The 18,040-nt window shown below is 36.6% G+C and carries 16 protein-coding genes; 11 read left to right on the top strand and 5 right to left on the bottom strand.

What is annotated here, in order from left to right; genetic code table 11:
* Positions 1-124: 124 nt before the first annotated feature.
* Positions 125-1,315 (top strand): coenzyme F420-0:L-glutamate ligase, encoded by a 1,191-nt coding sequence (locus BM183_RS10515; RefSeq protein WP_091686842.1) that lies wholly within the window; start codon positions 125-127, stop codon positions 1,313-1,315.
* A gap of 137 nt (positions 1,316-1,452) precedes the next feature.
* Here BM183_RS10515 and BM183_RS10510 read toward each other — a convergent pair whose 3' ends face one another.
* A complete protein-coding gene (locus BM183_RS10510; protein WP_091686775.1) occupies positions 1,453-2,085 on the bottom strand; it encodes an SIMPL domain-containing protein in 633 nt (210 codons plus the stop codon).
* A gap of 44 nt (positions 2,086-2,129) precedes the next feature.
* Between BM183_RS10510 and BM183_RS10505 the strand changes: the two genes are divergently transcribed.
* From BM183_RS10505 to BM183_RS10490, 4 genes are all read left to right on the top strand, one after another.
* The gene (locus tag BM183_RS10505) at positions 2,130-2,282 is read left to right on the top strand and encodes a hypothetical protein (protein ID WP_170847957.1); all 153 of its coding nucleotides are present in this window, start codon (positions 2,130-2,132) and stop codon (positions 2,280-2,282) included.
* Between the two features lie 512 nt (positions 2,283-2,794).
* The gene (locus BM183_RS10500; RefSeq protein WP_091686771.1) at positions 2,795-3,238 is read left to right on the top strand and encodes a MarR family winged helix-turn-helix transcriptional regulator; all 444 of its coding nucleotides are present in this window, start codon (positions 2,795-2,797) and stop codon (positions 3,236-3,238) included.
* Between the two features lie 112 nt (positions 3,239-3,350).
* Positions 3,351-4,052 carry a pirin family protein gene (locus BM183_RS10495; RefSeq protein ID WP_091686769.1) on the top strand — a complete coding sequence of 234 codons (702 nt, stop codon included), beginning with the start codon at positions 3,351-3,353 and terminating at the stop codon, positions 4,050-4,052.
* Between the two features lie 105 nt (positions 4,053-4,157).
* On the top strand, positions 4,158-5,192 hold the full coding sequence (locus BM183_RS10490; RefSeq protein ID WP_091686768.1) for a pirin family protein: 1,035 nt from the start codon (positions 4,158-4,160) through the stop codon (positions 5,190-5,192).
* A gap of 224 nt (positions 5,193-5,416) precedes the next feature.
* On the opposite strand, the gene BM183_RS10485 is transcribed toward BM183_RS10490, so the two are convergent.
* The gene (locus BM183_RS10485) at positions 5,417-6,301 is read right to left on the bottom strand and encodes a DMT family transporter (protein ID WP_091686766.1); all 885 of its coding nucleotides are present in this window, start codon (positions 6,299-6,301) and stop codon (positions 5,417-5,419) included.
* Between the two features lie 401 nt (positions 6,302-6,702).
* On the opposite strand from BM183_RS10485, the gene BM183_RS10480 reads away from it, so the two are divergent.
* The 6 genes from BM183_RS10480 (at position 6,703) to BM183_RS10455 (ending at position 14,354) form a co-directional block, all read left to right on the top strand.
* Positions 6,703-7,089, top strand: a complete 387-nt coding sequence (locus BM183_RS10480; RefSeq protein ID WP_091686765.1) for a VOC family protein — start codon at positions 6,703-6,705, stop codon at positions 7,087-7,089.
* A 448-nt stretch (positions 7,090-7,537) separates the two neighbouring features.
* Complete coding sequence (locus BM183_RS10475) at positions 7,538-8,989, top strand: radical SAM/SPASM domain-containing protein (protein ID WP_091686763.1); 1,452 nt, start codon at positions 7,538-7,540, stop codon at positions 8,987-8,989.
* A gap of 486 nt (positions 8,990-9,475) precedes the next feature.
* Positions 9,476-10,390, top strand: coding sequence for a radical SAM protein (locus tag BM183_RS10470; RefSeq protein WP_091686761.1), 915 nt, complete (start codon positions 9,476-9,478; stop codon positions 10,388-10,390).
* 109 nt (positions 10,391-10,499) lie between these two features.
* A complete protein-coding gene (rlmD, locus tag BM183_RS10465) occupies positions 10,500-11,897 on the top strand; it encodes a 23S rRNA (uracil(1939)-C(5))-methyltransferase RlmD (protein WP_242960966.1) in 1,398 nt (465 codons plus the stop codon).
* A gap of 442 nt (positions 11,898-12,339) precedes the next feature.
* Positions 12,340-12,897: an RNA polymerase sigma factor gene (locus tag BM183_RS10460; RefSeq protein WP_170847956.1), complete on the top strand. Its 558-nt coding sequence runs from the start codon at positions 12,340-12,342 to the stop codon at positions 12,895-12,897.
* Positions 12,894-14,354 carry a hypothetical protein gene (locus BM183_RS10455; RefSeq protein ID WP_091686758.1) on the top strand — a complete coding sequence of 487 codons (1,461 nt, stop codon included), beginning with the start codon at positions 12,894-12,896 and terminating at the stop codon, positions 14,352-14,354. Before BM183_RS10460 ends, BM183_RS10455 begins: the two co-directional genes overlap by 4 nt.
* A gap of 115 nt (positions 14,355-14,469) precedes the next feature.
* Here the strand turns inward: BM183_RS10455 and BM183_RS10450 are convergent, their stop codons facing one another.
* The 3 genes from BM183_RS10450 to BM183_RS10440 are packed head-to-tail and all read right to left on the bottom strand — an operon-like array spanning position 14,470 to position 18,019.
* A complete protein-coding gene (locus BM183_RS10450) occupies positions 14,470-16,038 on the bottom strand; it encodes a recombinase family protein (protein ID WP_091686756.1) in 1,569 nt (522 codons plus the stop codon).
* Positions 16,025-16,456 carry a serine integrase family protein gene (locus BM183_RS10445; protein WP_091686754.1) on the bottom strand — a complete coding sequence of 144 codons (432 nt, stop codon included), beginning with the start codon at positions 16,454-16,456 and terminating at the stop codon, positions 16,025-16,027. The genes BM183_RS10450 and BM183_RS10445 overlap by 14 nt, the downstream gene beginning before the upstream one ends.
* Complete coding sequence (locus tag BM183_RS10440) at positions 16,457-18,019, bottom strand: recombinase family protein (RefSeq protein ID WP_091686752.1); 1,563 nt, start codon at positions 18,017-18,019, stop codon at positions 16,457-16,459.
* Between the last annotated feature and the right edge of the window lie 21 nt (positions 18,020-18,040).

Here is an 18,040-nt window from a genome sequence, read left to right as displayed (position 1 = left end):
GAGTTTCTAAGAAAACCGTTGAAAGAAAATATAGAAAGAAAGGTGCCACAAAATAATTCTTTCAGCTTAATTTTTGTGGCTGTATCAAATCTGCTTGCAGATGTGGTATGCAATGGGTGTAATAATGGAAAGATTAGTTGGAACAATTTCAAGAGGATTGCGTGCTCCCATTATCAGAGAAGGAGACGATATTGCAGAAATCGTTGTAAATAGTGTAATAGAGGCTGCAAAAAGCGAAAATTTTCAGTTATATGACAGAGATATAATTGCTGTAACAGAAGCAGTTGTAGCAAGAGCTCAAGGAAACTATGCTACTACCGATCAAATTGCCAGTGATATTACTGGTAAATTTGGAAATGAAACCTTCGGAGTTATTTTCCCGATTTTAAGCCGTAACCGTTTTGCTAATTGTTTAAAAGGAATTGCAAGAGGAGCTAAGAAGATTGTATTAATGTTAAGTTTTCCATCTGATGAAGTTGGTAATCATTTAGTTGATATTGATCTATTAGATGAAAAAGGAATCAACCCATGGACGGATGTACTGACAGAAGCAAAATACCGTGAGCTCTTTGGTTATCAAAAACATACTTTCACTGGTGTTGATTATATTGAGTATTACAAAGAAGTAGTTCAGAATGAAGGATGTGAAATTGAGATCATCTTTGCAAATGACTGCAGAACCATCTTACAATATACCAAGAATGTATTATGCTGTGATATTCATTCAAGAGCCCGTACCAAACGTTTACTGAAAGCTGCCGGCGCAGAGAAAGTATATGGCCTTGATGACGTTCTTACCACATCTGTTAATGGAAGCGGATTCAATGAAAATTACGGTTTACTGGGCAGCAATAAAGCAACTGAAGATACTGTTAAACTATTTCCACGCAGTTGTAAGTCCGTAGTTGAGACAGTTCAAAAAAGAATCCTTGAATTAACCGGCAAACATGTAGAAGTTATGGTATACGGTGACGGAGCATTCAAAGATCCAATCGGAAAGATATGGGAACTTGCAGATCCAGTTGTATCTCCGGCATACACCGATGGATTAGAAGGACAGCCTAATGAAATTAAATTAAAATATTTAGCAGATAATGATTTTGCTGATCTTAAAGGAGAAGAGCTAAAACAAGCAATCTCTGATTATATCCGAAACAAAGATAATGATTTAGTAGGTCAAATGGTATCACAGGGAACAACTCCCCGCCGACTGACAGACTTAATCGGCTCTCTTTGCGATTTAACCTCCGGAAGCGGAGACAAAGGAACACCTATCATATTAGTTCAGGGTTACTTTGATAATTATACAAAATAATAATTAGAGCACTTTTTTATGCTTATAATAATGACCATGGAGAGTATGGAATTATCCGTATATTACTCTCCATGGTCTTTCTTAGTTTATGATGTCAAACTGTTGTTTCAAAGTTGATTACTTCGGACAAAACCTTCTTAATATTGAAATACTGCAGTTACAAAAGCCTCTATTAATTGTTCTCCAGGTTCGATTGGAGTGGCAAAAGTACGTTCCGCCACATTACGTAAAAGGGGAACTGGAGGTGCACTACTTTCTACAATTCGGATTGGAATTGGATCCACAGTTATACCAAGATGACGGGAAATAGAATTCGCTTTATCAATTGCATTGCTAATAGCCAGATTCAACGCCTCTTGATAATACATATCTCTTTGGGATACTTCAAATGATACTAAATCAACAACATTAGCGCCATGATCTACAGCAGTATCAATTACCAACCCTGTCTGGCTTATATCATGTAAATTAATCTCAAGGATATTTCGGACAGAATATCCTTTATCAATTCTAGTCCCATTTACGTATTCATAAATCTTATCAATGGTATATTGAAAGGTTTTAATATTTGTAATTCCTAATTGCCTCAAAGAATCTATAACAGCCTGGCTTAAACTTGCATTTTCTGTCTGCACTTTTATCAGATCCTCACCTTGGGTCTGTACACCTAACCGAATGACTGCAATATCAGGAGTTGGTGAGGTTTGACCTCTGCCGGTTAAAGACATGGTCTGCCTATTAGGATAATTGTTATGTAAATATTCACTCATGGATGGAAACTCCTTTTTTATTTATAATATATGATGGCATTCTTATGGGATATGCTGCTATATACTTTTATAATAAAGGAAAGTACATAGAAATTAGTGGTGGGGAGAAAAGGAAAATATTAAAGGGAGAAATAAATATTAAAGGGAGAAATAAATATAAAGGAAGAAATAAATATAAAAGAAGAAATAAACATTAAAGGAAGAAATAAATATAAAAGAAGAAATAAATATTAAAGTAAGAAATAAATATAAAAGAAGAAATAAATATTAAAGGAGAAATAAATATTAAAGTAAGAAATAAATATAAAAGAAGAAATAAACATTAAAGTAAGAAATAAATATAAAAGAAGAAATAAATATTAAAAGGAGAAATAAATATTAAAGTAAGAAATAAATATAAAAGGGAGAAATAAATACTAAAGGGAGAAATAAATACTAAAGGGAGAAATAAATACTAAAAGGAGAAATAAATATAAAAGGGAAAAAATATCCAAGAGGGAAAATATTAGATAACAGGGGAGAAAGTATGAGAAAGGGGAACACAGAAAAAGAAAGAACACATACTAGAACATGTAGTTAAAAAGGTATGAAAGAAAAAGCAAAAGAATAAGTAAAAAATAAAATGAAAAATTAAAGTAAAATGTAAAGTAAAAGTTTAAAAAATAAATTAGGCATTGACATTATTACTAATTAGTAATATATTATTGGTATGAAGAATAAAAAACATTATGGTGAAGAAAATGATTTAAATCTAAAAGTTGTTATTGGAATAAGCAGAGCAAATCAAGCAATTCAAAAACAATCAGCTGTGACTTTTAAGGAAGGAGGGTTAACTACAGCCCAATTTGCTGTTTTAGAAGCTTTATACCATAAGGGAACTTTAACAATCCAAGAAATTATAAAAAGTATTCTTTCAACAGGCGGCAATATGACAGTAGTAATTAATAATCTGGAGAAAGAAGAACTGATAGAAAGGCATGTAAATCCTGAAGACAAAAGATCAAGTTTAATTGAAATCACCCAGAAGGGAAAAAAAATCATTGAAGAAATTTTTCCAAATCATTTACAAAGTTTAAAGGAAGAATTCAAAGTTTTAACGATAGAAGAAAAACAAGATTTAATAACTATATTAAAAAAATTAAGTACTAGATAATAGTACTTTTATTTAAATAATATACTACTAATTAGTTATAATATATAGAGTCAGGTAAATAATAAGTTTCGAGAATCGAGCATTTACAAATTTTATTTATGGAGGTAATAATATGTTAAGAAAATTAGATCATAAGAACATGGGTAAAAGTAATTTAGGTTGGTTAAGGAGTATCTTTCATTTTTCCTTTGCGGAATATTTTAACCCAACAAATATTAATTTCGGAGCATTAAGAGTAATTAATGATGATTTAATTGAGTCAATGGAAGGATTCGACACTCACCCACATCAGGATATGGAGATTATATCCTATGTGATAGATGGTGAGCTGACTCACCAAGACAGTATGGGAAATAAAAGAACCCTGTCAAGAGGAGAGGTTCAGTACATGAGTGCGGGAACCGGAGTTTTCCACAGTGAACATAATTTTGGTAATAAACTTCTTAGACTTCTTCAGATATGGGTTTATCCGGATAAAAAAGGCTATGAACCAAATTATGGTGACTACCGGTTTCCATGGGAGCTAAGAAAAAACAAGTGGTTGCCTATTGTGTCCGGACAGCAGGGAAATGCACCTATTAAAATAAACCAGGATGCGAATTTTTATGTAGTTGAACTGGAAAAAGGAAATGAAATCACTTTTGAAGTAAATAAAGACCGGCAAGCCTATCTCGTACAAATTGAAGGGGAATCCCAGATTAACGATATTAATATGAATGCTAAGGATGGTTTAGAGATTGTAGAAGAGAATATTAATATTAAGGCAACTGAAAATTCATCTCACATTTTAGTAATTGAAATGAAAAAAGCTTAGTTAGAAGAAAAATTCAAATTCATTGATTTGGATTCATATGAAAGACTTTATAACTTTCATTAAAAGTGGCGTAGTAAATATTCTTTGTTAGAAAAGAGGTATGGTATGAAAGACAAACAAATATTAAATATAGAAAAGTTAGACTTTTTATGGGAAACAGATAACCCATTTTTATTCTGTGCACATCACAAAGATGCATTTCCGAAAGGAAATGATGAACAAGGTGTGGATTCCAAACATTTGTCAGGCAGAAATATAGGAAATGACTTTCAGATAAAAGATGGGTTCAGAATGTATCATGGAGATAAAGTACCAGGTTTTCCGGCTCATCCACACAGAGGTTTTGAAACTATAACTATTGTTTTAGAAGGTTTTGTAGACCATACGGATGGCAATGGATCATCAGGCAGATATGGTAATGGTGATGTTCAGTGGATGACTGCAGGAAGCGGATTACAGCATGCAGAAATGTTTCCACTGGTTTATAAAGAGAAAGAAAATCCAATGGAATTATTCCAGATATGGCTTAACCTTCCCAAGAAGAGCAAATTTACGGACCCTTATTATAAAATGCTTTGGTTTGAAGATATCCCTGTTATAGATGTTGTTAATAATAATGGTAAGAAGAGTGAGGTAAGATTAATAGCAGGTACATTTGACGGTGTAAAAAGTCCAGCTCCCTCACCTGACTCATGGGCTGCTAATCCTGACAATCATGTAGGAATTGAACTGATAAAAATGGAGCCAGGAGCAATGATTAAGCTTCCAGCCGTATCAGAAACTTTATCAAGAAATCTGTATTATTATATGGGTGAATCTATAAACATAGGGGAAACAACTATAAAGGTAAACTATAAAGCAAAATTAGCAGGAAATGAAGAGATAACCATAACAAATGGCAGGAAAGAAAGTTATATGTTAGTTTTAGAAGGAGAGCCTATTCAAGAACCTGTTGTTCAATATGGCCCATTTGTAATGAATACTCAAAAGGAAATTCAGGAAGCTTTTATGGATTTTCAAAAAACAGAATTTGGAGGATGGCCTTTTAATCGTTATGACCCAGTACATTCATGTGGAGACAGCAGATTTGCCAAATACCCTGATGGAACAGTAGAAGAACGTGGAACTTTCAAAGGGTAAAATGACAGGATAGCTATGCTGTAACTTTATAAAAAGGAATATTCTATATAAAAGTAAGTGCTGTCACAATATAGAGGTCAATTTGATTGCATTTGAGCAGAGCTGGAATATCTGCTCAAATGCAATGACTTTTTATTCCTTTTGGAATACCCCCGCCAGTAAAATAGCCCAACTCATTATTCCTCAGGTATAACTATTAAATCTGACTATTTGGTAAAACAGCTTCAAACTTTTTCTGTATTTTTACTTTTTGCACTTATCAATTCACTAAAAAAAGTAGAACCTAATATTAAAACTCCGCCAATTACCTGAAGCAATGTCATTTTCTCTCTTAAGAAAATACTGGACAATATAATTGCAAAGATAGGATCAATATAACTATAAACAGCAAGTGTTTGGGCATTTAATTTTGGTATGGTTGAGAAATACAAAAGATAAGCCAATCCAGTATTAATAATACCAACAAACATCATGAATATTAGAGATTTTATATCAAGACCAGTATATTTTATAGTTTCTGTAGCTAGTATATATGGTAGTAATACAACGGAGGCAATTGATAACTGCATTAGAGTAGTTTCTAAACCGGTCAAATTCTTAATGAATTTATTCATTAATACAACCCCAGCATAAAAGGCAGCAGCAGCTAGACCAAATCCAATACCTAGTACATGATTCGTTTCACTTGATCCAGGTCCTACCCCTACTATGAAAAACATGCCTGCCATAGCAGCTATTGTACATAAAACCTTTTGATAAGTCAGCCTTTCCTTTAGGACAAAGGGTGATAAAAAGGTAATAATGACAGGAGCAAAATAATAGCTTAATGTAGCATTTGCAATGGTGGTATATTTATAGGATTCAAATAAAAAGATCCAGTTAAAACCAATAGCAATCCCCGATATAAGTAATATTATAAGATTACTTTTGATGGATTTCCAGGATATTTTTTTCTTGGTTACATAACTAATTAGGATTAAAAAAATACTGCCTATGGCTCCTCTGGCTAAAGCTATTTGGGTGGATGGCAGGTTTATATTACGGACAAAGAGTCCAATACTTCCGAATATGAGCATGGCAAATATAAGCGTGATTTTAGAATTTTTCATTTTAAATTTCCTTTTCTAGTATTTGTATTAAAAAATTCAATGCTTAATTGTTACTGTACTTGATTATATTTTAAAGCATTGGTAATAAGCAATAAACTTTATTAACATAATTCATTTGTAGATAATTAGGATAATATTATCTAATATTGAGTTAAAATACAAGTTATTTTTAATCATAAATGTAAGAACTTATTGCAATAATTGTGGACGAAAGTTTTGGCGACAATCCGCCAGGTACCTCCATGTGTAAAAAAGCGAAATTTACACGAAAGAATAGTATCAAGAACTAATAAGATTTTATTTTGTATTAATGAAAATATATGGTAAAGTATGCTAGAAAGGCTTTTACTCTCCTGTCAGAATATTACAGGAGAAAAATTTAATAATAGGAGGTACACTTAATGAAAAGGTCAATGATGCAAGCTTATGTTAAAGGAAGCGATAAAGCGGTTGAACTCTATCAAAAAGCTTTTGATGCCAAATTGGTTTCAAGCTATCCAAATTCGGACGGAACATTTTATCATGCCGAACTGGACGTCTATGGGCAAATATTAGCAGTATCCGAATTAGGTTCTATGGATGAAGGTAAAGAAGATACCGTAACTACAGGTAATACCATGCAGTTTTGTTTGCATTTTGGAGAGGGTGAGGAAGACGTCGTTCAAAGGGCATTTGATGTACTTAAAGATGGAGCAGAAATTTTTTATACATTAAGTCCATGTGACTTCAGTCCGCTAATGACAGATTTCATTGATAAATTCGGAATTCGCTGGTGCCTCTTTGTATAAGCTTGATCCAGCCAAGTGAGCACAATACGCTATTTAATTATGTCATATAGATAATCTTAATATAAATCTATGGGTGAACCTTTTTGTACAGTTAGACAGCCTTGAATTACTTCTTTCTACAACTTGTATGAAGCCATCCCTATTAAACTATTATTTTTAAACTATTATTATCTAAAAATCCATGAAATACGGTATAAGATAAACCTTTATCTTTGTCAGCATTTCATGGATTTTTGTATGTATGTAAAATTATCTATTTTACGACATGCGGTTTACTATTTATTAAGGAGTTTTTTTACCATATTCATAGATTCTGATTTGAATTATTCCTACATTAATAGGAGGAATATAAACAGGATTAGACTGATTTTGTATAAAGAACTTATATTAGTAAGAGGTATTTAATAAACATATATAAAGCAGATAATAATAAAGGGGAAACAGGGAAATGAAGAAAAGTATAAAGGAAAAGGCAATATCCACAGCAATGAATCAGGCAATAAAATTTATATCAGGAAATCCTAAAGAAAATCTTCCTAAATTGTTGAAATGGGCAGATGAATTTGACCGGTCAGGAACTTGGGAAAGTCAGAGAAAGATATTTCATGAGGTCATTGAAAATCCCGACAATAATTGGAACAAGTATATTATGAACTTATTTGAAGATGTTGATAATGATATTTTAAAAACGATCTTTAAGAATTTCATAGTTAATGCAAGTATGATCGGGTATCCAAAACAGAGGGAACTGGAGAAGAAACATAATTGTAATATTCCATGGGCAATCCTGATGGATCCTACAAGTGCATGTAACCTTCATTGTACAGGCTGTTGGGCAGCAGAGTATGGAAATAAGTTAAATATGTCTTATGAAACACTTGATAATATTATTAATCAGGCCAATGAATTAGCAGCCTATTTCTTTTTATATTCCGGCGGAGAGCCACTGGTAAGAAAGAAAGATATTATCAAACTGTGTGAAGCCCATTCGGATTGTCAGTTTGCAGCATTTACCAATGGAACATTAATTGATGAGGAATTTGCTGATGAATTACTTCGTGTGAAAAATTTTGTTCCGGTCATAAGTGTGGAAGGATTTGAAGAAGCAACGGATTTTCGACGTGGCAATGGTGTATTTGCTAAGGTGGAAAAAGCTATGAAAATATTAAAAGAGAAGAAGATACCATTTGGTATTTCTTGTTGTTATACAAGCAAAAATGTAGATGTAATCGGTTCGGAGGAATACTTTGACCAGATGATCAATTGGGGTGCTAAATTTTGCTGGTTCTTTACTTACATGCCTGTAGGGAAAAAGGCTGTACCGGAACTTATGGTTACTGCACAACAACGCCAATTTATGTATGAAAGGGTCAACAAGTTCAGGGAAACCAAGCCTTTGTTTACCCTGGATTTTTGGAATGATGGAGCACACTCCGAAGGTTGTGTGGCAGGAGGAAGACGTTACTTGCATATCAATGCGAATGGGGATATAGAACCATGTGCTTTCATCCATTATTCAGATTCTAATATTAAGGATAAAACTTTACTGGAAACGTTACAATCTCCCTTATTCCAAGCATATAGAAAAGGTCAGCCTTTTAATCATAATCATTTGCGGCCATGTCCGTTGTTAGACAATCCCGGTGCTCTTACACAGGCTGTTGAACAGTCGGGAGCCCATTCAACAGATTTGCAGAATCCTGAGGAAGTAAAAGACCTTTCTGATAAATGTAAGGAAGCAGCTGATAAATGGGCAGTAGTGGCAGAACATATATGGGAACAGTCCCAGTGCAGTAAATGCAAGGGCTGCCAATACGGTGAGAACATATGTAATGATAATAATTGCAAGGAAAGTAACTGCAATGAAATCAGTAACAGCGATGAACCTGCAAACCAATAAATAGATGGATTTAAAATAGTTTAATAGTGTACTGTAATCAATAAAATAGTAATATATAATTTGTTGTGAATAATAATTGGATTTTTAATCTGACTTGTGAGAATAAACTGTGGGATATTGAAAATTGTCGAAACAATTAGAAAAATATCGAGAAGAATTCAAAAACCTATTTGACATAATTTAGAATTAAATATACAATAGAAGTACTAGAAAAAATAAAGGAGTGAGTTTCATGGGAGATAAAAATCCAAAAAAAGCACCTAAAAAGAAGGGCGACAAAGGTTCAAGTGCAACTAACTCATCGAAAAAAAAATAGTTTAAAAAATTCCCTGCCGGACAGAAGCTATTCAAGTTCAGGATGGGGAATTTTTTTGTCAATTGTTAGGTTTATTTACTTTACCTTGACACTGTTTTTTAGAAAGAATACAATAAAGCATGAGATTCGAAAAACAAGAACAGCATATTTACATGCAGGTGTGATAAGAAATGGGTGTAAGAAGAATAATGAATTTACTAAGTAATTGCACATTATGTCCAAGAAATTGTAAGGCAGATCGTGGGAATGGACAAGTTGGATACTGTAAAGTGACCGAAGAACTAGTTGTTGCAAGAGCTGCACTCCATATGTGGGAGGAGCCGTGTATATCAGGGGAAGCTGGTTCGGGAACAGTTTTCTTTTCCGGTTGTTCTATGGGATGCGTGTACTGCCAGAATAATAATATAGCGGCTGCAAGGGCTGGCAAAAAAATTACCATACAGCGTTTATCGGAAATTTTCTTAGAATTACAGGAGAAAGGTGCCAATAATATAAATCTGGTTACCCCCAGCCATTATGTTCCGCAGATTATAAAAGGAATATCCATTGCCAGAGAGAGTGGATTGACCTTGCCTATCGTGTATAATAGCAGCGGTTATGAGAAAGTTGAGACTTTGGAATTATTAGAGGGAACCATTTCTGTTTATCTTCCGGATTTTAAGTATATGTCCAGTGACATTGCAAAGAAGTATTCCAATTGCAGTAATTATTTTGAGGTAACTTCAAAAGCCGTTGCTGAAATGGTCCGTCAAGTGGGGGAACCTGAATTTGACCAATTAGGAATGATGAAAAAAGGAGTTATTGTAAGACATTTAACATTACCAGGGTATTTGGAGGATTCCAAGAACATTATTAAGTATTTGTATGAGACATTCGGAGATACTGTATATATAAGCATTATGAATCAGTATACACCCCTTCCGCAGGTGGAACAATATCCGGAACTGAACCGAAAAATTACCCAGGAAGAGTATGATGAACTGGTGGATTATGCAATAGAAACCGGAGTTGAAAATGGCTTTATACAAGAAGGAGAAACTGCTTTGGAAAGCTTCATACCGGAATTTAATAATGAGGGAGTTTGATTTAAAGCTATAATATTGGAAAATTCGACTAAAGGTATTTGATTTTAAATATAAGTAATAGACCTTCAAGAGTGAAAGGTAATGTGAGGGACATAGAAAGGAACATAACATGGGAAAAGAAAAAGGGGCGATGCCTTATAAAATTACATCACGTAAACAAATTGGAGTGAATCAAAAAGAAATGGGAAGGGCAAGTGAAAAAGCGGAAGCAAAAGAAAAAGGCAAGTTATTAATGAAAAATATAATAAAAAGTTCTGATAGAAATGCAGAAAGAAGTGCTAAAAGTATAGAGAAAAAATTCCAAAAAAAACAAAATCATAAAAATGAAAAATATGATCAAGGCAAAAAAGGAAAGAAAAATGAATCCATTTGCCCAATTGTAAAAAAGTGTGGAGGCTGTCAATTGCTTCATCAAAGTTATGAGCAGCAATTAAAGGATAAACAAAAACTAGTAGATGGTCTTCTAAGTAAATTCTGCAAAGTAGACAAAATCATTGGTATGGATAATCCCTATCATTATCGGAATAAAGTTCATGCTGTATTTGACCATGATAGAAAGGGAAATCCTATATCCGGTGTTTACGAAGCAGGTACTCACCGTGTTGTTCCTGTAGAAAACTGCCTGATTGAAAATAAAAAGGCAGATGAAATCATCAGTTCTATCCGGGGATTGTTAAAATCCTTTAAAATTAAAACCTATGATGAAGACACCGGTTATGGTTTACTCCGCCATGTACTAGTTAGAATTGGATATACCAGTGGTGAAATCATGGTTGTTCTAGTTTTAGGTTCCCCAATAATGCCTTCTAAAAATAATTTCGTAAAAGCATTACGAAAATTACATCCGGAAATAACAACTATCATAATTAATGTAAATAATAAAAAAACCAGTATGGTATTGGGAGAAAAAGAACAAGTTATCTATGGAAAAGGCTATATAGAAGATACTTTGTGCGGCAAAGTATTTCGTATATCACCCAAATCATTTTATCAGGTAAACCCGGTACAGACAGAAGTACTGTACAATAAAGCAATTGAATATGCAGAGTTTACCGGTAATGAAACAATTATAGATGCTTATTGCGGAATCGGAACTATTGGAATTATTGCAAGTGAATATGTAAAAAAGATCATTGGTGTAGAAATGAATAAGGATGCGGTTCGTGATGCCGTTCTAAATGCGAAGAGAAATAATATATCTAATATTGACTTTTATAACAAAGATGCCGGTGAATTCATGAGTCAAATGGCCGCTCAGAATCAAACAGTTGATTTCGTATTTATGGATCCACCCAGAGCAGGAAGTGATGAAAAGTTCTTAAGTTCCTTATGTTCATTAAATCCGAAGAAGGTGGTTTACATTTCGTGTAATCCTGTTACGTTAGAAAGGGACTTAATGTTCTTAACGAAAAAAGGATATAAAGTTCAAAAGGCGGTTCCGGTGGATATGTTTCCGGGAACGACGCACATTGAGTGCGTGACATTGATGTCGAGGGTAAAAGAGTGAGTATGTGAGAAAGGCTTATATATCAAGGCTTTTAGCACATATGGGTGTAAAATCCATCAAACAAAAATGAGATTTTTTTGCTTCGCGGGAACAAGTCCATAAGAGCGGTTTTTGATAGTCAAGTGGTCAGGTTAGATGTCATAGCCCCGCGAGTGGTCGGGTTAGATGTCAGGGGTCGTGAGTGGTCAGGTTAGATGTTTTTTCGGAAGTTTTTGAGGTTGTGTGGTCAGGTTGGATGCAGAGTTATCAACATGTTACATTATGGCAACAATGTAAATTATGGATATAAACCAAAAGGTGATATTATTATCATTTTGTATTTAGCCAGAATTGGTTCATTCTGGCTGATTTATTTTACGAAAATCAAAAATTCATGCAATATTCAGTACATGTTTTACGACTATACTAGTGAAGGCCTTAAAACATGGGGAAGGAGAGTTATATGGATGACAAGCAGATTATAGAGCTTTTCTGGTCGAGATCTGAAAACGCATTGAATGAAACACGGCAGAAGTACAATCCCTATTTAAAAACTATTGCAATGAATGTACTTGGCAATAATGAAGATTGCGAAGAATGTCTTAACGATACATATCTTGCTGCGTGGAATCAAATCCCGCCGGATAGACCGACATCATTATCTGCATATCTTGGTCGAATTGTGCGTTGTATCTCTATTGATTATTTTCGTAAAAGCAGAGCACAGAAACGATATAGTGGATTGACAATGCTGCTCAGCGAACTCGAAGAATGTATGTCCGAAATACCCGACATGACGGTTGCATCGAGTGATAATGAGATTGGAGAAGCTTTGAATTGTTGGTTACGTAGCTTGGATACGGAGAAGCGTGTGTTGTTTGTGCGCAGATATTGGCATGGTCAACCGCTGAACACATTAGCAAAAGAATTCGGTATAAGTTATAGCAAATTGGCTTCAATGATGCTGAGGCTCAGGAACAATTTACATGATTACCTTGAAAAGGAGGGCATTTCTATATGAAGGGCGAAAAAATGTACTCGATAATATCAAATATTGATTCTGACATTGTTGAGGAAGCAACGAACTATAAACCTAAAAAAAGCACAAGCAGGTTTTTGCGCAGCAAGTGGGTAGCAGTTGCCGCCTGTCTTGTACTGCTTATTAGCACTGTTTCCGGGTTAACCATATATGCGGAGGCTAAAGAATACAAAGCAGCAATCTCTTTCTTTAATGAATACAGTTTAACCACAGAAGGGCTTTCAAGAGGAGAGATTAAGAGCATTTACCGCGATATAACCACAAACTCGTTTTCGTACGGAAAAACTACTGAAGTTTTACAAAAGAGTGTCGGCGGATATGAGATTTTTCAAGATAATCCAACCCCAGAAGATTTGGAAAATCTTTGGAATTACCGTAACAGCAGCAAGAAACTTTTTAACCACAACCCCAATGCCAAAGGTGCTTTATATCAATTTGATTACGTATTGAAATATGACAATGAGCTTAAGTTTGACGTATATGATAAAGTCATTTTCACAAAATCTGTTGACGGGAAAGTAGCCTGGAGCGTTGACATTCCTAATATGGTGCATGAAGGATACCTCGAAAGTGATGATTTCGTCATAGTTTTCGGCTCAACGCCTTCGTGGTCATCGGCGAATACGACATATGGCCGTATAGCGATGATAAGCAAAGACGGAAAACTTATATGGGATAAAACAACTTCAAACGGTTTTAAAAGTGAATACGTTTCATCCGTTGTTTACAGCGAAAATTCTCTTGCGGTTTTCAGCCGTGGCGACTTGAAATATCTCTGTTTCACAAAACTTGATATGGACGGAAATTCCATAGGGTTCACAAAAACCGAAGTAGGAAATTATGGTATTCGAGCGACTGCAAAGCTTGGCGACGGTTTCCTCGTTCAGTTAAATCATTCAAATACCGGCGATTTGCTAATGAAGATTGCAGCAGACGGTACTGCAGAGGATTCGTTTACGTATACATCAGATAAAGATCTGTATTTTATTACCGACATGATAGAATACAATGGCAATATTTATCTCAGTGCTAACTCTGTTCCTAAACTCGATCCCGAACAAAGCAACGCAGGAGGCAGGTATGATATAGCACGTGTTCTAAACGAAATATACAATCGTACGGTCTTGGACATCCCGAACGCTGAACTGACAGAACTTATGCGAAACAATTTCACTGCCGCACTGCTTGTTTGCGATCCTGCAAGTGGAATTCCGCAAACATTCTATACTGTAAAAGGTTCATTCGGTGCAAAACTATCAATCAGTGAAGAAGGTAGTCTTTTGTGGAATGTCGAAAGCATAACCGATTCTTTCTTTTCACCCATGACAAATTCTTTCTCCATAGGAGGGGTAAGCTATGTATATAAGTATGCTTTTGATAGCAATGGCAAAATCATCAGTCAAGAAAAAACCGGAGAGATAGTCCAGTTCAGGAAATAAAAAAGCACGATATGCTGCACAAACTTAGTTCAATATTTCCCGATAGCGTTTGATTTTCGAAACAAAACATGGCACCCTACGTTTATTCCGTAGAGTGCCTTGCTCGTTTTGGGGCTTACTCATTTACATCCACCATCAACCCAGACTTAAACTCTACAGTGAATTTGTCCTCATAGATGGTGACCTTTTCAATCAGCCGTCGGACAAGTTGCTCATCATATTCGGTGAGAGCGGTGGGTTGTTTCTTTAGGAATGTGCTCATATCAGCAATGCGCTTTTTAAGTTCATCACGGTTGGCATTTTCAACCTGCAGCTTTTGCTTCTGATCGCGCAGGCTGTGAATCTCATCGCCAACCTTTTCATAATCCGCATTGGAAGTGGCCAATTTTAGAAGTTCCGTTTGCAACTCCTCCAGCCGCTTATCGATATCCGCTAAGGCCTTGTCGCTTTCACGATTTATGACGGTGGCGATGTTATCCCGTAGAGTTGTGAGGAAAGAGTCTTTGTCGCAAAGCGTCTGATTAATGGCGGTGACTAGCACTTGCTCGATGGTGCTCTCCAGTACCGTGCGGGCATCGCAGAATAGGCCGGTGTTTTCTAACCGGCTGACACAGCGCCAGACGATGGACTTTTTACCTCTGTTGTTCCAATGTACCCTGCGAAAAACCTCACCGCATTTGCCGCAGATAATTATTTGAGCAAACACGTGGTTGCTGCTGAAAGTTCTGGTCTTTCCGTTTGGGCTTGTGTGCACAATACGGCGGCGGATAAGCTCTTCCTGCACCTGCATGAAAACTTCACGCGGGATGATGGCTTCATGGCTGTTTTCTACATAGTACTGCGGAACAATACCGGTGTTCTTGACCCGCTTCTTTGTAAGAAAATCAACCGTATAGGTTTTCTGCAAGAGCGCATCTCCGATGTACTTTTCGTTTCGTAGAATATTATTAATGTTACTGGTGTGCCAGCGCTCATTGCCTGCACCGTTCAGAATACCGTCGGCCTCTAACCCCCGGGCAATCTTCAGCATACTTGCACCCTCAAGGTATTCTCGATAAATGCGCTTTACGATTTCGGCTTCTTCGGGTACAACCACAAGGCGCTTATTCTCATCCTTGGTATAACCGAGGAACCGTGCGCAGTTGACTTGTATTTCACCTTGTTGGTAACGATACTGTAAACCCAGTTTCACATTCTGACTTAAGGACTGGCTTTCCTGTTGAGCAAGGGATGCCATAATTGTGAGCATAACCTCGCCCTTGGAATCCATGGTGTTTATGTTTTCTTTCTCAAAATAGACCGGAATGTTCTTGTCCTTTAGTTGGCGGATATACTTCAAACAGTCCAGCGTGTTTCGCGCAAAGCGGCTGATGGACTTTGTAATGATCATATCGATATTACCGGCCATACACTCGTCAATCATGCGGTTGAATTCTTCACGCTTCTTAGTATTGGTACCGGAAATACCGTCGTCCGCAAAAATCCCCGCCAGCATCCAGTCGGGGTGCCCTTGTATGTAGGCGGTGTAATGCTCAATCTGTGTGTCATAGCTGGTAGCCTGCTCCTCGCTGTCTGTGGAAACACGGCAGTAAGCAGCAACGCGGAGTTTCGGTTTTTCCTCGTCTTTGCTCTTGCGAGTATGCTTTCTTGCCGGAATTACGGTGACATTTTTACTGACCGCCATTCTTGTTCACCTCCATTTCAATTAAACTGTAGGCGTATTCCGCCTGCCCGAAGGGGTCGTCGAGTTCCTCTGTACCTTCTTTCATGCGGAAGGTGGTAGGATAGACGACCTCCTTTACTTGTTTGGGCTTTTTGGTACGGCCGAGTCTTTCCGCCCGCATAATTCGTTCCGCCTCGGCAGTGTTGAAAGTGTCTTTGTCAATAATCGGCGGATAAAACTCATCACCGAGGTATCGGGTATTTCGTAGCATCCTGCCGATACCGGAATGGAAAGCTTTAATACCTGCTTTCTTAGCTGCTGTCGCCAAGGATTCGCCGCTCAGGTAAGATTGGAACAATGTTTTTATCTGCTCTGCAGCCTCTTTATCAATTACGGCTTTTCCGTTTTCAATACGGTAGCCAAATGGTATATGGCTCATTTATCTCACCAACCTTTCTTTTAGCGTAATGCCGCATTTTAGTTCGAATCCGATTTCTTCACGAGAATAAACAAGAACTTTCTCCACATAACGTTTAAACAGTTCACCGTCAAAACCCGTTAGCATTGATGCTTTGGTAGCATACTGCAGCAAAGCGCTGACCTCACTTAGGTTTTGAAAGTCATTATTCAGGAATCGCGTTATGGATTCTTTTTGGCGGCGTAGCCGTTCTGCCTCTTGCAACAATTCGTTATTGCTCTTATTGTAAACGGCAGGCTCAAGATATTTTTTGGTCATCAGCCCAACCAGAACATTTCGCTGTTCCACATTTTCTTCGAGTTTCTTGTCAATCGCTTGAATGCTCTCCAAAGTATCATCGGAACTCATCCCACGCAGACTGACTAACAATTGTTTTAGAACAACTGCATGCCCGAAAATGAGCTTGTTCATCATGGTAACAAACGCATATTCAAAATCAGACTCCGGCACATATTTCATAGAGCATTTCTTGATATCTGCAATATGAGTGGAGCAGCACCAAGCAATTCGATGCCTTCCGCTTGAGTGACTTCTGCGTTTAAATGTGCCACCGCACTGGCCACAGATGATTTTGCCTGAAAAGGAATAACGGTTCTGATACTTTGTGTTTTGCTTTTCCAGCCCCTTTTCCTTACCACGCTGATCAATAATATCCTGTGTGGCCTCAAAATCTTCATGACTGATAATCGGCTCGTGATGATTTCGAATTAGATATTGGTCTTTTTCTCCATTGTTGTTATGGCGGTTGAAGTACTCATCAGTATAGGTCTTTTGAAAAATGACATCACCTGTGTACTTTTCATTACTAACCATCCCGCGTATAGTCGTTGATGTCCAACGACCGCCTTTTTTGGTTGGTACCTTTCGTCTGTTCAACTCATTAGCAATTTTGTGGGTACCCTTGCCGGACAAAATCTCGGCAAAGATGAAGCGGACAATTTTAGCTTGAGACTTATTGATAACCATTTCACCGTTTACATTGTCATAGCCGTAAGGCGGATAAGATATTTTATATGTACCATTTTGGAATCTGCGCTTAATCGACCATTTGTTGTTCTCGGAGATGGAGACCGATTCGCTTTCGGCCAGTCCAGACAGGATTGACAGCATGAGTTCGCTTTCCATTGACCCGGTGTTGATATTTTCTTTCTCAAAATAAATGAAAACATCAAGATCAAGTAGCTTTCTGACCAGTTCAAGACAATCGGTTGTATTTCGAGCAAATCTGCTGATAGACTTCGTTACAATGAGGTCTATTTTTCTGTTTTCACAGTCTGCAATCATTCGAAGCAATTCAGGCCGCTTTTCCTTTTTTGTTCCGGAGATGCCCTCATCATAATAGAGCCCGGCGAACTCCCACTCAGGATTTGCATTGACGTAGGATTCATAATGCTTTATTTGAGCATCCAGACTTTCGAGTTGTTCATCGCTGTCGGTAGATACACGGCAGTAGGCCGCAACCCGCAACTTAGTCTGTTCGGTTAAATTGGCCGTGTTTTGAGCAATTTTCGTTACCTTTTTCAAATTCTCACCTCCTTAGTCAGT

It is taken from the genome of Anaerocolumna aminovalerica (assembly GCF_900115365.1).
Taxonomy (GTDB): domain Bacteria; phylum Bacillota; class Clostridia; order Lachnospirales; family Lachnospiraceae; genus Anaerocolumna; species Anaerocolumna aminovalerica.
The sequence above is the reverse complement of the archived record's forward strand: the minus strand, read 5'-3'. Positions and strand labels throughout refer to the sequence as shown.

Bases quoted from the DNA above. Each gene is read 5' to 3' on its own strand.
- BM183_RS10455 (WP_091686758.1), top strand. From the start codon at position 12,894: ATGAAGGGCGAAAAAATGTACTCGATAATATCAAATATTGATTCTGAC.
- BM183_RS10480 (WP_091686765.1), top strand. From the start codon at position 6,703: ATGAAAAGGTCAATGATGCAAGCTTATGTTAAAGGAAGCGATAAAGCG.
- BM183_RS10485 (WP_091686766.1), bottom strand. From the start codon at position 6,301: ATGAAAAATTCTAAAATCACGCTTATATTTGCCATGCTCATATTCGGA.
- BM183_RS10515 (WP_091686842.1), top strand. From the start codon at position 125: ATGGAAAGATTAGTTGGAACAATTTCAAGAGGATTGCGTGCTCCCATT.
- BM183_RS10460 (WP_170847956.1), top strand. From the start codon at position 12,340: ATGGATGACAAGCAGATTATAGAGCTTTTCTGGTCGAGATCTGAAAAC.
- BM183_RS10475 (WP_091686763.1), top strand. From the start codon at position 7,538: ATGAAGAAAAGTATAAAGGAAAAGGCAATATCCACAGCAATGAATCAG.
- BM183_RS10445 (WP_091686754.1), bottom strand. From the start codon at position 16,456: ATGAGCCATATACCATTTGGCTACCGTATTGAAAACGGAAAAGCCGTA.
- BM183_RS10505 (WP_170847957.1), top strand. From the start codon at position 2,130: ATGGGATATGCTGCTATATACTTTTATAATAAAGGAAAGTACATAGAA.
- BM183_RS10495 (WP_091686769.1), top strand. From the start codon at position 3,351: ATGTTAAGAAAATTAGATCATAAGAACATGGGTAAAAGTAATTTAGGT.
- BM183_RS10470 (WP_091686761.1), top strand. From the start codon at position 9,476: ATGGGTGTAAGAAGAATAATGAATTTACTAAGTAATTGCACATTATGT.
- BM183_RS10450 (WP_091686756.1), bottom strand. From the start codon at position 16,038: ATGGCGGTCAGTAAAAATGTCACCGTAATTCCGGCAAGAAAGCATACT.
- rlmD (WP_242960966.1), top strand. From the start codon at position 10,500: ATGGGAAAAGAAAAAGGGGCGATGCCTTATAAAATTACATCACGTAAA.
- BM183_RS10500 (WP_091686771.1), top strand. From the start codon at position 2,795: ATGAAGAATAAAAAACATTATGGTGAAGAAAATGATTTAAATCTAAAA.
- BM183_RS10510 (WP_091686775.1), bottom strand. From the start codon at position 2,085: ATGAGTGAATATTTACATAACAATTATCCTAATAGGCAGACCATGTCT.
- BM183_RS10490 (WP_091686768.1), top strand. From the start codon at position 4,158: ATGAAAGACAAACAAATATTAAATATAGAAAAGTTAGACTTTTTATGG.